This is a genomic window from Bacillus sp. SW14 (assembly GCF_047608225.1).
Taxonomy (GTDB): Bacteria; Bacillota; Bacilli; order Bacillales; family Bacillaceae; genus Bacillus; species Bacillus subtilis_G.
Genome location: NZ_JBLKRW010000001.1, coordinates 40,434 through 55,000, shown reverse-complemented (window position 1 = coordinate 55,000; position 14,567 = coordinate 40,434). Strand labels below are relative to the sequence as shown.

Genomic DNA, 14,567 nt, shown 5'->3' with positions numbered 1-14,567 from the left:
CCCATATACTGATTTCAAGTTTCAAAAAGATCTAAATAGTGTATACAATATACGATTTAAGGGAAGGCTAATTGTACGGAGGTGGGAACGATTGGACGAAACACGTAAACCTAATCATACATGTGTGATTTGTGATCAAGAGAAGAGTAGAGGCATTCATCTTTATACGAAATTCATATGCTTAGATTGTGAGAGAAAAGTAATTTCTACATCAACTTCCGATCCTGACTATGCCTTTTATGTAAAAAAACTAAAAAGCATTCATACACCGCCATTATATTCTTAAGACCTGAAAAGGTCTTTTTTTATACTCTTTCATAAAGATATTGGTAATAAAGAGAAGATGAAACTTGTTTAGGGATTGAACGTAGTAGATAATAATATTAAAACTGAGAATATACACAGGAGTCGATGATCTCATGCAGAGATTTTTTCACTTTTTAATATGGAGTTTAACGAGCAGTGCGACTTTTGTTTTCATAGGGATATTGAGCTTTTTCGGTTTAAATCAGCCGCTTTTTTTATCTTTTGTTTATGGGTTCGCATCAGGAGCAGTCGTATATACAGCTGGCATTTGGAATTCGAGACGGTTGTTTCTTAAAAAGCATGCGCTGACAGGAAGAGAATATGCCTATATTAAGAAAAACCTAGAGGAAGCAAGGCAGAAAATCATACGCCTTCGAAAAGCTTTATTTCAAGCAAAAAGCATTCAAATGTTTAAACAAAATGCAGAAATACTGAGGCTTGTCAGAAGGATTTATATCCTCACCAACAAAGAGCCGAAGCGGTTTTATCAGGCTGAGCGATTTTTTTACCAAACGCTCGATTCAGTTGTTGAACTGACGGAGAAGTATGCCTTTTTATCATCTCATCCGAAAAAAAGCAAAGAGCTGTCGATGTCACTGAGTGAGGCGCGTATCACACTTGCTGAATTGACAAAGCGTTTAGAGGAAGATTTAACTCAATTAATGGGTGATGATATTGACGAACTGCAATTTGAATTAGATGCGGCGAAACATTCATTAAAGAAATAATGGAAGGAGGGTAAGAGCGATGAACAGAGATCAGAGCGACCTTCATATCGATGAGTTGTTGGCGGACCCTTTTGGAGAAATAGAGGCGGAGGCTGTAAAAGCAGAGAAGCAGCAAGTACGCCTTGTTGATGTTCTTCCTGAGGAAAACAAGGAAAAAGCAATTCAGCTCGCTGAACAGATTGATCATAAAAATATGCAGAGCATTGTCTTATACGGTTCACAAGCTCAGTCGAAACTGCTGAATTTTTCTCACACTATGATTGATCATGTTCAAAAGAAGGATGTCGGGGAGATTGGCGAAATACTTGGAGAGCTGATGAAAAAGCTGGAGCAAGTAAATCCTGATGATCTTCAGTCTAGGAAAAAGGGTTTTTTGGCGCGTGTGTTTGGAAGAGTATCGAATTCTCTTCAGGAGGTGCTTTCTAAATATCAAAAGACCAGCGTACAGATAGACAGAATCAGCTTGAAGCTGGAACACTCTAAAAATGCTTTAATCAGTGACAATAAGCTGTTAGAGCAGCTATACGAAAAAAATAAAGAGTATTTCACCGCGCTGAATGTTTATATTGCTGCAGGGGAACTGAAGCTGGAGGAATTAAAAACAAAAACAATCCCTGAACTGAAGCAACAGGCTGAATCAGGCGAGCACAATCAAATGGCTGTTCAAGAAGTAAACGATTTGGTTCAATTTGCTGACCGTTTAGATAAAAGGATGCACGATTTGCTGCTGAGCAGGCAAATTACAATTCAAAGTGCTCCGCAAATCAGACTGATCCAGAATACAAACCAAGCGTTAGCTGAAAAAATCCAGTCATCCATTGTGACAGCAATCCCGCTTTGGAAAAACCAAGTTGCGATTGCGCTGACGCTTTTAAGGCAGCGCAATGCAGTGGATGCCCAACAGAAAGTAACTGATACAACCAACGAGCTTTTGCTGAAAAATGCGGAGCTTTTGAAGACCAATACAATTGAAACTGTGCGGGCGAATGAACGAGGCCTAGTTGATATCGATACTTTAAAAAAGGTGCAGGAAAGCTTAATCAGCACGCTTGAAGAAACGCTGACCATACAAGAAGAAGGACGAGTCAAACGCCGTCAGGCAGAAGAAGAACTCATGGTGATGGAAGACGATCTGAAGCACAAGCTGCTTACGATGAAGGAAAGGTAGTTACCAGCAAGTCTTATCTTTAAGTTCTGTCAGAGGAACGATATAATAAAGTGTAAGAAAACATATTCAAAGGATTGTTTTAATGAACACACCTTTATATACAGCATTGATTCAGCACGCGAGAAGAAATTCTCATTCATTTCATGTTCCGGGACATCACAATGGAGATGTCTTTTTTGATGACGCTAAGTCGATATTCAATCCGCTGCTCACTATTGATGTAACTGAACTGACAGGGCTGGATGACCTCCATCATCCTTCTGGGGTGATTAAGGAAGCACAAGAGCTTGTCAGTCAATTATATGGATCGGCGGAAAGTTTTTTCTTGGTGAATGGAACAACTGTCGGAAACTTAGCGATGATTTTATCTGTTTGTGAACCGGGTGATATAATTCTGATTCAAAGAAACTGCCATAAATCTGTCTTTCATGCTGTTGATATGGCTGGTGCTGAACCGGTTTATCTCGCACCTGACATTGATGCAGCGATGCATGTGCCTACGCATGTTCCGCTAAATACAATTCAAGAAGCCTTGGCAGCGTATCCAGATGCGAAAGGCTTGGTGCTGACCAATCCGACATATTACGGGCATAGTGCTGATTTAACCGAAGTCATTTCAGAAGCTCATCATTACGGGATTCCTGTTTTAGTGGATGAAGCGCATGGCGCACATTTTGTTTTAGGGGAGCCTTTTCCGCCCTCAGCTTTAAAAATGGGGGCAGATATCGTTGTTCAGTCGGCTCATAAAACGCTGCCTGCCATGACAATGGGTTCTTATTTGCACCTTAACAGCAGCAGAGTTGACCGGAATCGGGTGGCAGAGTATTTAAACCGATTACAAAGCAGCAGTCCGTCTTATCCGATCATGGCTTCATTAGACATCGCCCGCGCTTATGTACAGCGTATGATAGAAGAACGTAAGCTTTCTGACATTCTGCAACGTATACAATCATTTAAACAAACGTTTGATTCACTTAGAAATGCAGAAGCTGTCAAACCGGCAGATCCACGTACGATAACGGATCCGCTGAAACTCACAATTCGATCAAAGCGGGGGCATTCTGGGTATACGCTGCAAACCATATTAGAGCGTGCTAACATATTCACTGAGCTTGCGGATGAAAATCAAGTCTTGCTCGTTCTTCCATTGGGAGGAAATCGCAGAATAAACGCTGAAATAATGAAAACCATTGATGCAGAGGTTGAAAACACGCCTCCAGATCAGAGGGTTGCCTCTGCAGAATGGGTCTTGCGGCCTGTTACTGTCTTGCCTTATCAAAAAAAGGTCTTACAAACGTTTAAGAAAGAATATGTGGACTTTAATGAAGCGGCAGGCCGGCTGAACGCTGAGGATATCATACCTTATCCTCCAGGTATACCGATGATCATGGCGGGAGAAAGAATAACGAAAGAAAGTGTGCAAAAGCTCAGCCGCTTGATCAGCATGAAAACGCATGTTCAAGGGAATACGAAAATCAAAGAGAAACAACTACTTGTTTATATAGAAGAGGAGAAATCATGAGCGGTTTATTTATTACATTCGAAGGTCCTGAAGGTGCGGGGAAAACGACTGTTCTGCAGGAAACCAAAAACATACTGACAGCAGAAGGCCTTCAAGTTACAGCAACTCGAGAGCCGGGCGGCATAGATATTGCAGAACAAATTCGAGAGGTTATTCTGAATGAGAACAACACATTAATGGACCCAAAAACAGAAGCTCTCTTATATGCGGCTGCAAGACGCCAGCATTTAGTTGAAAAAGTAAAACCAGCATTAGAACAGGGGCACGTCGTTCTTTGTGACAGATTCATAGATAGCTCGCTTGCATACCAAGGATATGCGAGAGGACTTGGGATTGATGAGGTTCTGTCCATTAATGAATTTGCCATCGGCGATATGATGCCCCATGTAACGGTTTATTTTTCAATTGATCCGGAAGAAGGGCTGAAGCGCATTCATGCAAACGGCTCGCGGGAGAAAAACAGGCTCGATTTAGAAAAATTAAGCTTCCATACAAAGGTACAGGAAGGTTATCAAGAGCTGATGAAACGATTCCCGGAAAGATTTCACTCTGTTGATGCCAGCCAATCCAAAGACCTCGTTGTTCAGGACGTCATGAAAGTAATCAATGAAGCGTTGAAAAAAATTCAATTGTGACCTGTTTCCCGATAGTTGATATAATAATGTAAACGAGATCATTGTTGTTTCCAATCTAAAGGAGGCCTTCACAGATGAAATTGATAGTGGCAGTTGTACAAGATCAGGACAGCAACCGGCTTTTGAAAACCTTAACGGATCACAACTTTAGAGTTACAAAGCTTGCAACGACGGGAGGATTTCTTAAATCAGGCAATACAACTTTTATGATTGGTGTCGAGGATATACGCGTCGATAAAGCATTGAGTCTCATTAAGGAAAACGGACAGAAACGTGATCAGATGATTGCCCCTGTATCTCCGATGGGCGGGAATGCTGATTCATATGTCCCTTATCCAGTCGAAGTTGAAGTTGGCGGAGCGACAGTATTTGTCCTTCCAGTCGATGAATTTTATCAATTTTAAGGATTTGAAACTGTGAAAATTAATAAAGATATACGTACATTTATAGATAATAAGCAGCTTCCTTCTGTGAAAACATCTGAGATCACAGCGTCGTTTAAAACATCAATGGAAAATCAAAGCAGCAAATTGAAATTTGATCAGCTCACCAGGCTGTTATCGGATATAGAGGCGTTTGGAAAAAGGCTGACAAAATCCCGGAATTTCAAAGACTTAGCGAGATTCAAAGGACTTGTGAAACGTTTTGTCAAAGAAGCCGTAGACAGCGGCCTTTCACATGAAACGTCGCAAAGCTTTGACCTGTACGGAAACAGCAGAACGCTGGGACTTGTAAAAGAAATAGATGACAAATTGATACAGCTTACGGAAGAGATGATGGATCAGGAAAAACCGGCAATTGATTTGCTGGAGCGTATTGGCGAAATAAAAGGTTTATTGATTAACCTTTACACATAGAGAGTGATACAATGGCAATATCTTGGAAGGAAATGAACGAGCTTCAGCCCAGAGTGATGAAGCTTTTATATAATAGTATTGAGAAGGACAGACTATCACACGCTTATTTGTTTGAGGGGAAAAAAGGAACAGGAAAGCTTGATGCCGCGCTGCTTCTTGCGAAAAGCTTTTTTTGCCTGGAGGACGGCGCGGAGCCTTGTGAGAGCTGCCGAAATTGTAAACGGATAGAGTCAGGGAACCACCCTGATCTCCATCTTGTTCAGCCTGATGGTTTATCGATCAAAAAGGCGCAAATTCAAGCGTTGCAAGAAGAGTTTTCTAAGACAGGGCTTGAATCGCATAAAAAGCTGTATATTATTTCGCACGCAGATCAAATGACAGCGAATGCGGCGAACAGTCTGCTGAAATTTTTAGAAGAACCGAATAAAGATACAATGGCCATCCTCATCACTGAGCAGCCCCAAAGGTTATTGGATACCATCATCTCAAGATGCCAATCCCTTCCTTTTCAGCCTTTGCAGCCCAAAGCAATTGAAGATAGACTAATCGAACAGGAAGTCTCGCCTCATATGGCAAGGCTTCTCGCCAACATGACCAACAATGTAGCAGAAGCAGTCGAATTAAGTCGAAATGATGAGTTTGCAGAGTCTAGAGCGAAAGTGATAAAATTGTATGAAGTCCTACACCAGCGGAAAGGACATGCTTTTTTCTTTATTCAAGATCAATGGATGCCCTTTTTCAAAGAAAAAACCCATCAAGAAATGGGTCTTGATATGCTCTTATTGATATATCGCGATGTGTTGTCCATCCAAATAGGAAATGAAGATAAATTGATTTATCAAGACTTATTCCAATCAATAAAACAGCATGCGCTACAATCAACACAACAAAGCGTTACGAATCAGATTCTTGCTGTTTTAGAAGCAAAGAAACGGCTTCATTCCAATGTGAATGTACAAGGATTAATGGAGCACTTGGTGTTAATGTTGCAGGAGGGATAAGCTTGTACAATGTAATTGGAGTCCGCTTTAAGAAAGCGGGTAAAATATATTATTTTGATCCGAATGGATTTCATATAGAACATGACAGCTGCGTAATTGTAGAAACTGTCAGAGGCGTTGAGTACGGCCAGGTCGTGATTGCAAATAAACAGGTGGATGAGCATGATGTCGTGCTGCCCCTTCGAAAAGTGATACGTGTGGCTGACGAGCGTGACCTTCTCATCGTAGAAGAAAATAAACAGGAAGCTTTATCAGCATTTGACATCTGCCAAAAGAAAGTGGTTGAACATGGCTTGGATATGAAGCTGGTCGATGTTGAATTCACGTTTGACCGCAATAAAGTCATTTTTTACTTCACTGCTGACGGCCGAGTAGATTTTAGAGAGCTTGTAAAAGATTTGGCTTCTATCTTTAAAACAAGAATTGAGCTGCGCCAAATCGGAGTAAGGGATGAGGCGAAAATGCTTGGAGGAATCGGTCCTTGCGGAAGAATGCTTTGCTGTTCAACGTTCCTTGGAGATTTTGAACCTGTTTCCATTAAAATGGCCAAGGATCAGAACTTATCTTTAAATCCTACGAAGATTTCAGGTCTTTGCGGACGCTTGATGTGCTGTCTAAAATACGAGAATGATGAATATGAGACGGCAAAAGAGCAGCTTCCTGATATAGGAGAAATGATTACGACAGCAAACGACCCTGCGAAGGTCGTCGGACTTAATATTCTGGAACGGGTGCTTCAGGTGGAACTGATAAACCGTGAAAAAGTGATAGAATATACTTGGGAAGAGCTCTTGGAAGAGGGCGTCGTATCCGCACAAACCACAGATTAACGAGGTGTGGAACCTTGGATAAAAAAGAGTTATTTGATACCGTCATTAACTTAGAAGAACAAATTGGCTCACTGTACCGACAGCTGGGGGATTTAAAGCAGCATATTGGTGAGATGATAGAAGAGAATCATCATTTGCAGCTTGAAAATAAGCATTTGCGCAAACGGCTGGACGATACGACGCAGCAGATTGAAAAGTTCAAAGCTGATAAAAAAGAATCAAAAACACAGAAGACAGAGCAATCTGATATAGGCGAAGGGTATGATAATCTGGCACGTCTGTATCAAGAAGGGTTTCATATCTGCAATGTCCACTATGGAAGTGTTCGAAAAGAAGATTGTCTGTTCTGTTTGTCATTCTTAAATAAAAAATAAGGAAAAGGCTTCCGCATAAGACGGGAGCCTTTTTCAAAGGTACTGAAAGGATAAGAAGATGGTTTCATTACGTGATGATGAAAGATTAGATTATTTGCTGGCAGAGGACATGAAAATCATACAAAGTCCAACAGTTTTTGCTTTTTCATTGGACGCTGTGCTTCTCTCCAAATTCGCATACGTTCCGATTCAAAAAGGAAAAATCGTTGATTTATGCACGGGCAATGGCATTGTGCCGCTTCTGCTCAGTACAAGATCAAAAGCAGACATTATTGGAGTTGAAATTCAAGAAAGGCTTCACGATATGGCTGTTCGCAGTGTGGAATACAATAAGCTTCAGGAGCAAATTCAGATGATACATGATGATCTGAAAAACATGCCGGAGAAGATGGGACATAATCGATATGATGTTGTCACCTGCAATCCGCCATATTTTAAAACACCGAAACAAACTGAACAAAACATGAATGAGCATCTCCGGATCGCAAGACATGAAATCCACTGCACACTGGAGGATGTCATTTCAGTCAGCAGCAAGTTGCTTAAGCAAGGAGGAAAGGCAGCCCTTGTTCATCGGCCGGGCAGGCTTTTAGAGATTTTTGAGCTGATGAAGGCTTACCAAATCGAGCCGAAGCGTGTGCAATTTGTCTACCCGAAACAAGGGAAAGAAGCAAATACCATTTTGGTTGAAGGAACCAAAGGCGGACGTCCGGATTTAAAAATTCTTCCCCCTTTGTTCGTTTATGACGAGCAAAATGAATATACAAAAGAAATCAGGACCATTTTATATGGAGACAAATAACCATTTTTTCTACGTCGTGAAATGTAGAGACAATAGCTGGTATGCCGGCTACACCAACAATCTGCAGAAACGGGTAAACACACATAATGATGGAAAGGGCGCAAAGTATACAAAAGTAAGACGTCCGGTTGAATTGATTTTTGCCGAAGCTTTCACAACGAAGCGGGAAGCCATGCAGGCGGAATATTATTTCAAAAAACTGACTCGAAAGAAAAAAGAGCTTTATATAGAAGAAAAGCGGAACAGCAAGGAGGCTGTATATGTTAAGGCGCCAAATGAGCTTTAATGGAAAGTCAGACATGGGAATTCTTTATTTGGTCCCAACACCAATCGGAAATTTAGAGGATATGACATTCCGGGCGATCGACACACTAAAATCAGTGGATGCGATTGCTGCGGAAGATACGAGACAAACGAAAAAGCTTTGTCATGTATACGAAATTGAAACACAGCTTGTCAGTTATCATGAACATAATAAAGAAAGCAGCGGCCACAAAATCATTGAATGGCTGAAATCCGGAAAAAACATTGCCCTTGTCAGTGACGCTGGGCTGCCGACGATTTCTGATCCGGGAGCGGAAATCGTGAAGGATTTTAGCGAGATAGGCGGATATGTTGTTCCGCTGCCGGGAGCGAATGCTGCATTAACGGCTCTAATCGCTTCAGGTATTGTACCGCAGCCTTTCTTCTTTTACGGTTTTCTGAACAGGCAGAAAAAAGAAAAGAAGAAGGAGCTTGAAAGTCTTAAAAAACGGCAGGAAACGATCATCTTTTATGAAGCGCCCCACAGACTTAAGGAAACCTTGTCGGCGATGGCCGAGATTTTGGGAGATCGGGAAATTGCTGTAACGCGTGAGCTTACTAAGAAATATGAAGAGTTTATCAGAGGCACGATATCTGAGGTCATCGAATGGGCAAACGAGGATCAGATACGCGGTGAGTTTTGTCTTGTAGTAGAAGGCAATAAAAATGAAGAATCAGATGAGGAAGCACAATGGTGGGAAACCCTCACGCCTAAAGAACATGTCGAGCATTACATTGCGAAAGGTGCTACTTCTAAAGAAGCCATTAAAAAAGCTGCAGTCGATCGCAATATTCCAAAGCGTGAAGTGTACGATGCTTACCATATTCAGCAATAAAAAAAACGTTCTTGTGTCGTAACAAGAACGTTTTTTGTAAAAAGTATTATTTTTGGTTTTGAAGCTGCTTTTGGATTTCGCTGATGATTTGCTCAGCGCCTTCTTGGCTAAGAACCAATTTACCGCCAGCAAGTTTAAGGTTATCATCAGAAACTTCACCAGTTACTTGGCAAGTCATGTTTGGTTTATATTTTTTAAGGATGATTTTTTCATCATCAACATAAATTTCAAGAGCATCTTTTTCTGCGATTCCAAGAGTACGACGCAATTCGATAGGAATAACTACACGTCCTAATTCATCAACTTTACGCACAATACCAGTAGATTTCATAAACTTTCTCCTCCCAAGAGATGATTATTTGTTTAAATTATATTTTTCTTCGTCATTATTCGACAAAATACTTACCTTCATAGCATAACAAGGTTTCCAATAATCGTCAATCATTTTGTTTACTATTGATTGTAAGAATTAGTTCTTATAGTCAGTAATGTATCAGAAACTACTGAAATAACAGCTTTTTATAAATTTATAATAAAGCTATTATCCTACTAAAAATCCTTTTAAATCAAGACTTTTGAACCAAGGTTTTTTGTTTCATTTGATTATATGCGACAAAATTCGACATGAACAGACTTTTTTTATTTTCATTAAAGATTTTTAATTTTAATTATTCTTTTTCAAGGCATACGTATATATTCTTGATCTTAAAGGCTAAGATGGTATCATAGATAAAGGATAAATATAAATAATAATCATTTTTGATTTGCACTTATCGCCGCTCTCGTCCTTTGGGCGGGAGCTTTTTGACATTCTGATTGGGAGGTTTCAAGATGCCGCAAGAAAACAATACATTTTATATTACAACACCGATTTATTATCCGAGCGGAAAATTACATATCGGCCATGCATATACGACAGTCGCAGGAGATGCAATGGCACGTTACAAAAGATTAAAAGGGTTCGATGTTCGCTATTTAACGGGAACGGACGAGCATGGACAAAAGATCCAGCAAAAAGCTGAGCAGGAAAACATTACGCCTCAGGAGTATGTGGATCGCGCAGCGGCAGATATTCAGAAACTATGGAAACAGCTTGAAATCATAAACGACGACTTTATCCGTACAACAGAAAAACGGCATAAAGTTGTGATTGAAAAGGTATTTCAAAAGCTTCTTGATAACGGGGACATCTATCTTGATGAATATGAAGGCTGGTATAGTATCCCTGATGAAACATTCTACACGGAAACTCAGCTGGATGATATCGAGCGGAATGAAAAGGGAGAGGTCATCGGCGGAAAAAGTCCTGACAGCGGACACCCAGTTGAATTAATCAAAGAGGAATCTTATTTCTTCCGTATGGGGAAATATGCGGATCGTCTTCTGAAATATTATGAAGAAAACCCGACATTCATCCAGCCGGAATCACGCAAAAACGAAATGATTAACAACTTTATCAAGCCTGGACTTGAGGATTTAGCTGTATCACGTACCACTTTTGATTGGGGCGTGAAGGTGCCGGAAAAACCAAAACACGTTGTATATGTTTGGATCGACGCGCTATTTAACTATTTAACAGCACTCGGCTATGATACAGAAAATGATGAGCTTTATCAAAAATATTGGCCTGCCGATGTTCATTTAGTCGGTAAAGAGATTGTGCGATTCCACACCATTTATTGGCCAATTATGCTGATGGCACTCGATCTGCCGCTGCCGAAGCAAGTATTTGCGCATGGCTGGCTTTTGATGAAAGATGGAAAAATGTCGAAATCAAAAGGGAACGTTGTAGATCCGGTTACATTAATTGAACGCTATGGTTTAGATGAGCTTCGTTATTACCTGCTTCGCGAAGTACCGTTCGGGTCTGACGGTGTCTTTACACCGGAAGGCTTTGTTGAGCGGATTAACTATGATTTGGCGAATGATTTAGGAAATCTATTGAATCGTACTGTTGCGATGATCAATAAGTATTTCGATGGACAAATCGGTTCTTACAAAGGTGATGTAACGGAATTTGACAAAACGCTTGCTTCAGTCGCTAATGAAACAGTGAAGTCTTACGAGAAAGCAATGGAAAACATGGAATTCTCAGTAGCTCTTTCAACATTATGGCAGCTAATCAGCCGTACTAACAAATATATTGATGAGACAGCTCCATGGGTGCTTGCGAAGGATCCAGAAAAAGAAGAAGAACTGAAGTCGGTCATGTACCATCTGGCTGAGTCATTGCGTATTTCAGCAGTACTGCTTCAGCCGTTCCTAACAAAAACACCGGAAAAAATGTTTGAGCAGCTGGGCATTACTGATAAAACTTTGAAATCTTGGGATAGCATTACAGCTTTCGGCCAACTGCAGGATGCAAAAGTACAAAAAGGTGAGCCGTTGTTCCCTCGTTTAGAGGCAGAAGAAGAAATTGCTTACATCAAAGGCAAGATGCAGGGCTCAGTGCCAGCTAAAGAAGAGACAAAAGAAGAGGAGCCGCAAGAGGTTGATCGCTTACCCGAAATTACGATTGATCAATTCATGGGTGTAGAACTTCGTGTGGCAGAGGTCATTAAGGCTGAGCCGGTAAAAAAAGCAGACCGTTTATTGAAGCTGCAGCTGGATCTTGGTTTTGAAAAACGCCAAGTTGTATCCGGTATTGCGAAGCATTATACGCCTGAAGAGCTTGTTGGGAAAAAACTCGTATGTGTAACAAATCTAAAGCCGGTTAAGCTGAGAGGAGAGCTTTCTCAAGGTATGATCCTTGCGGGGGAAGCAGACGGCGTATTAAAAGTCGTATCTATCGATCAGTCGTTACCGAAAGGCACGAGAATTAAATAATGACAAACAAAAGGTGTTTCACGTGTAACAATTCGTCGAACACCTTTTGTGTTTCGACAAGAAAGGAGTTTTTTACTTATGTTATTTGATACACACGCGCATTTAAATGCAGAACAATATGATACTGATCTAGAAGAGGTTATTGAACGGGCAAAAGCTGAACAAGTGAATCGAATTGTCGTAGTGGGTTTTGACCGTCCGACCATCACACGTGCGATGGAAATGATTGAGGAATATGATTTTATTTATGCAGCCATCGGCTGGCACCCTGTTGATGCAATCGACATGACTGAGGAAGATTTAGCGTGGATAAAAGAGCTTTCTGTTCATGAAAAAGTGGTGGCGATAGGTGAAATGGGGTTGGATTATCATTGGGACAAATCTCCTAAAGAGATCCAAAAAGAGGTATTCAGAAAACAAATCGCCTTAGCGAAAGAGGTCAATCTGCCTATTATCATTCATAACCGTGATGCAACGGAGGATGTCGTGACCATTTTGAAGGAGGAAGGCGCAGAGGCTGTGGGCGGAATCATGCACTGCTTTACAGGAAGTGCGGAAGTGGCGAGAGAGTGCATGAAAATGAATTTTTTTTTATCATTTGGGGGACCGGTGACTTTCAAAAATGCGAAGAAGCCTAAGGAAGTCGTGAAGGAAATTCCGAATGACCGTTTGCTGATTGAAACTGATTGCCCGTTTCTCACACCTCATCCTTTTCGCGGAAAAAGAAATGAGCCGAGCTATGTAAAATATGTGGCAGAGCAAATTGCTGAATTAAAAGGAATGACTTTCGAAGAGGTTGCTTCAATTACGACTGAAAATGCAAAAAGACTTTTCCGTATAAACTGACAAAAAACGCTAGCGGGTTTTGTAAGAGCTTGTCCTTTTCAGCGCTTATTCATAAAAGTTCTACATGCTTTCTTCTCCTCATAGGATAGGGTTGTCGACAAGTCTTTCTTCCGTTTCTCAGTGTATTTCAGGATAATGAAGAAGACACTGGGCTTTTGGGAGAAAGAGAGAGGAGGGTTGACAGCCTTTTAGATACTCTATATAATCTCTCCGAGGAGAAGGAGGCGTTTTTCATCACACAAAAAATGAAAAAGCTGTTTTCCGTAAAGCTTAGCAAAAGCAAAGTCATTCTGGTTGCTGCTTGTTTGCTTTTGGCGGGAAGCGGGACTGCGTACGCAGCTCATGAGCTGACGAAACAATCAGTCTCAGTTTCTATCAATGGCAAAAAGAAACATATACGCACACACGCAAAAACGGTCGGTGATCTTTTAGATACGCTTGATATTAAGACAAGAGACGAAGACAAGATCACACCTGCTAAACAGACAAAGATCACAGCAGATATGGCCGTTGTGTATGAGGCTGCAAAACCTGTCAAGCTTACAATAAACGGGGAAGAAAAGACATTATGGTCAACAGCAAAAACGGTCGGTGCATTACTGGACGAACAAGATGTTGATGTGAAAAAACACGATCAAATTGATCCCGCAATAGATACAGATATTTCGAAAGACATGAAGATTAACATAGAACCCGCATTCCAGGTTACTGTAAATGATGCAGGGAAACAAAAGAAGATCTGGACGACTTCGACTACCGTCGCTGACTTTTTAAAACAGCAAAAGATGAACATAAAAGACGAAGATAAAATCAAGCCTGCGTTAGATGCAAAGCTGACGAAAGCAAAGGCTGATATTACAATTACTCGTATCGAAAAGGTCACCGATGTAGTTGAAGAGAAAATCGCGTTCGATGTGAAAAAACAAGAAGACGCTTCTCTTGACAAAGGGAAAGAAAAGGTCGTCCAAAAAGGAAAAGAAGGCAAGCTTAAAAAACACTTCGAAGTCGTTAAAGAAAACGGAAAAGAAGTCTCCAGAGAGCTTGTGAAAGAAGAAACGGCTGAACAAAGCAAAGATAAAGTGATTGCTGTCGGCACAAAGCAAAGCAGTCCAAAGGTTGAAAAGGTCAATGCTTCCGGCGATTCAAAAACGGTTGTGTCCCGTAACAATGAGTCAACAGGCAAAGTGATGACTGTATCATCTACGGCTTATACGGCAAGCTGCAGCGGTTGTTCAGGACATACAGCTACAGGCGTTAACTTAAAAAATAATCCGAATGCGAAAGTCATCGCCGTAGATCCAAATGTCATTCCGCTAGGCTCCAAAGTTCACGTTGAAGGCTATGGATATGCCATTGCTGCAGATACTGGTTCAGCGATTAAAGGGAGCAAAATAGACGTCTTTTTCCCGGAGAAATCATCGGCGTACCGATGGGGAAATAAAACAGTCAAAATTAAAATCTTAAATTAATATATACTTATGTATTCAGAGGGTTTTGCGCCCTCTGTTTTTTTCGTTATAATAGACAAAGTGT

The 14,567-nt window shown here is 40.9% G+C and carries 17 protein-coding genes; 16 read left to right on the top strand and 1 reads right to left on the bottom strand.

Going from position 1 to position 14,567, the window contains the following annotated elements:
• The first annotated feature begins 91 nt into the window (after window positions 1-91).
• From csfB to rsmI, 13 genes are all read left to right on the top strand, one after another.
• On the top strand, window positions 92-286 hold the full coding sequence (gene csfB, locus ACMX2I_RS00305) for an anti-sigma-G factor (RefSeq protein ID WP_087993946.1): 195 nt from the start codon (window positions 92-94) through the stop codon (window positions 284-286).
• Window positions 287-419: 133 nt separating this feature from the next.
• Window positions 420-1,034 (top strand): 5-bromo-4-chloroindolyl phosphate hydrolysis family protein, encoded by a 615-nt coding sequence (locus ACMX2I_RS00300; protein WP_148964444.1) that lies wholly within the window; start codon window positions 420-422, stop codon window positions 1,032-1,034.
• A gap of 19 nt (window positions 1,035-1,053) precedes the next feature.
• Window positions 1,054-2,202 carry a toxic anion resistance protein gene (locus ACMX2I_RS00295; protein ID WP_202329174.1) on the top strand — a complete coding sequence of 383 codons (1,149 nt, stop codon included), beginning with the start codon at window positions 1,054-1,056 and terminating at the stop codon, window positions 2,200-2,202.
• Window positions 2,203-2,284: 82 nt separating this feature from the next.
• Window positions 2,285-3,724, top strand: coding sequence for an aminotransferase class I/II-fold pyridoxal phosphate-dependent enzyme (locus tag ACMX2I_RS00290; RefSeq protein WP_414955834.1), 1,440 nt, complete (start codon window positions 2,285-2,287; stop codon window positions 3,722-3,724).
• Window positions 3,721-4,359, top strand: a complete 639-nt coding sequence (tmk, locus tag ACMX2I_RS00285; protein ID WP_414955833.1) for a dTMP kinase — start codon at window positions 3,721-3,723, stop codon at window positions 4,357-4,359. Before ACMX2I_RS00290 ends, tmk begins: the two co-directional genes overlap by 4 nt.
• Window positions 4,360-4,433: 74 nt before the next feature.
• Window positions 4,434-4,763: a cyclic di-AMP receptor DarA gene (gene darA, locus ACMX2I_RS00280; protein WP_148964448.1), complete on the top strand. Its 330-nt coding sequence runs from the start codon at window positions 4,434-4,436 to the stop codon at window positions 4,761-4,763.
• Between the two features lie 12 nt (window positions 4,764-4,775).
• A complete protein-coding gene (locus ACMX2I_RS00275) occupies window positions 4,776-5,216 on the top strand; it encodes a YaaR family protein (RefSeq protein WP_087993952.1) in 441 nt (146 codons plus the stop codon).
• A gap of 11 nt (window positions 5,217-5,227) precedes the next feature.
• The gene (gene holB, locus ACMX2I_RS00270; protein WP_394717009.1) at window positions 5,228-6,217 is read left to right on the top strand and encodes a DNA polymerase III subunit delta'; all 990 of its coding nucleotides are present in this window, start codon (window positions 5,228-5,230) and stop codon (window positions 6,215-6,217) included.
• A 2-nt stretch (window positions 6,218-6,219) separates the two neighbouring features.
• Complete coding sequence (ricT, locus tag ACMX2I_RS00265) at window positions 6,220-7,047, top strand: competence/sporulation regulator complex protein RicT (protein ID WP_414955832.1); 828 nt, start codon at window positions 6,220-6,222, stop codon at window positions 7,045-7,047.
• A 14-nt stretch (window positions 7,048-7,061) separates the two neighbouring features.
• Window positions 7,062-7,421: a replication initiation-control protein YabA gene (gene yabA / locus ACMX2I_RS00260; RefSeq protein WP_087993954.1), complete on the top strand. Its 360-nt coding sequence runs from the start codon at window positions 7,062-7,064 to the stop codon at window positions 7,419-7,421.
• A 58-nt stretch (window positions 7,422-7,479) separates the two neighbouring features.
• Window positions 7,480-8,223, top strand: coding sequence for a tRNA1(Val) (adenine(37)-N6)-methyltransferase (locus tag ACMX2I_RS00255; protein WP_414955831.1), 744 nt, complete (start codon window positions 7,480-7,482; stop codon window positions 8,221-8,223).
• Window positions 8,210-8,509 (top strand): GIY-YIG nuclease family protein, encoded by a 300-nt coding sequence (locus tag ACMX2I_RS00250; protein WP_148964450.1) that lies wholly within the window; start codon window positions 8,210-8,212, stop codon window positions 8,507-8,509. The genes ACMX2I_RS00255 and ACMX2I_RS00250 overlap by 14 nt, the downstream gene beginning before the upstream one ends.
• Window positions 8,484-9,362, top strand: coding sequence for a 16S rRNA (cytidine(1402)-2'-O)-methyltransferase (gene rsmI, locus ACMX2I_RS00245; RefSeq protein WP_087993957.1), 879 nt, complete (start codon window positions 8,484-8,486; stop codon window positions 9,360-9,362). The genes ACMX2I_RS00250 and rsmI overlap by 26 nt, the downstream gene beginning before the upstream one ends.
• Window positions 9,363-9,408: 46 nt before the next feature.
• On the opposite strand, the gene abrB is transcribed toward rsmI, so the two are convergent.
• Window positions 9,409-9,693 (bottom strand): transition state genes transcriptional regulator AbrB, encoded by a 285-nt coding sequence (gene abrB / locus ACMX2I_RS00240; protein WP_087993958.1) that lies wholly within the window; start codon window positions 9,691-9,693, stop codon window positions 9,409-9,411.
• Window positions 9,694-10,193: 500 nt separating this feature from the next.
• Here abrB and metG point away from each other — a divergent pair, with 500 nt between their 5' ends.
• From metG to ACMX2I_RS00225, 3 genes are all read left to right on the top strand, one after another.
• The gene (metG, locus tag ACMX2I_RS00235; RefSeq protein WP_414955830.1) at window positions 10,194-12,188 is read left to right on the top strand and encodes a methionine--tRNA ligase; all 1,995 of its coding nucleotides are present in this window, start codon (window positions 10,194-10,196) and stop codon (window positions 12,186-12,188) included.
• 78 nt (window positions 12,189-12,266) lie between these two features.
• Window positions 12,267-13,034, top strand: a complete 768-nt coding sequence (locus ACMX2I_RS00230; RefSeq protein WP_414955829.1) for a TatD family hydrolase — start codon at window positions 12,267-12,269, stop codon at window positions 13,032-13,034.
• 155 nt (window positions 13,035-13,189) lie between these two features.
• Entirely contained in the window at window positions 13,190-14,503 is a 1,314-nt protein-coding gene (locus ACMX2I_RS00225; protein ID WP_414955828.1) for a ubiquitin-like domain-containing protein, read from the top strand.
• The last annotated feature ends 64 nt before the right edge of the window (window positions 14,504-14,567 follow it).

What these genes read in the sequence shown, in the direction of transcription:
- ACMX2I_RS00300 (WP_148964444.1), top strand. Translation starts at nt 420, where the DNA reads ATGCAGAGATTTTTTCACTTTTTAATATGGAGTTTAACGAGCAGTGCG.
- ACMX2I_RS00295 (WP_202329174.1), top strand. Translation starts at nt 1,054, where the DNA reads ATGAACAGAGATCAGAGCGACCTTCATATCGATGAGTTGTTGGCGGAC.
- ACMX2I_RS00290 (WP_414955834.1), top strand. Translation starts at nt 2,285, where the DNA reads ATGAACACACCTTTATATACAGCATTGATTCAGCACGCGAGAAGAAAT.
- tmk (WP_414955833.1), top strand. Translation starts at nt 3,721, where the DNA reads ATGAGCGGTTTATTTATTACATTCGAAGGTCCTGAAGGTGCGGGGAAA.
- darA (WP_148964448.1), top strand. Translation starts at nt 4,434, where the DNA reads ATGAAATTGATAGTGGCAGTTGTACAAGATCAGGACAGCAACCGGCTT.
- holB (WP_394717009.1), top strand. Translation starts at nt 5,228, where the DNA reads ATGGCAATATCTTGGAAGGAAATGAACGAGCTTCAGCCCAGAGTGATG.
- ACMX2I_RS00255 (WP_414955831.1), top strand. Translation starts at nt 7,480, where the DNA reads ATGGTTTCATTACGTGATGATGAAAGATTAGATTATTTGCTGGCAGAG.
- ACMX2I_RS00250 (WP_148964450.1), top strand. Translation starts at nt 8,210, where the DNA reads ATGGAGACAAATAACCATTTTTTCTACGTCGTGAAATGTAGAGACAAT.
- rsmI (WP_087993957.1), top strand. Translation starts at nt 8,484, where the DNA reads ATGTTAAGGCGCCAAATGAGCTTTAATGGAAAGTCAGACATGGGAATT.
- abrB (WP_087993958.1), bottom strand. Translation starts at nt 9,693, where the DNA reads ATGAAATCTACTGGTATTGTGCGTAAAGTTGATGAATTAGGACGTGTA.
- metG (WP_414955830.1), top strand. Translation starts at nt 10,194, where the DNA reads ATGCCGCAAGAAAACAATACATTTTATATTACAACACCGATTTATTAT.
- ACMX2I_RS00230 (WP_414955829.1), top strand. Translation starts at nt 12,267, where the DNA reads ATGTTATTTGATACACACGCGCATTTAAATGCAGAACAATATGATACT.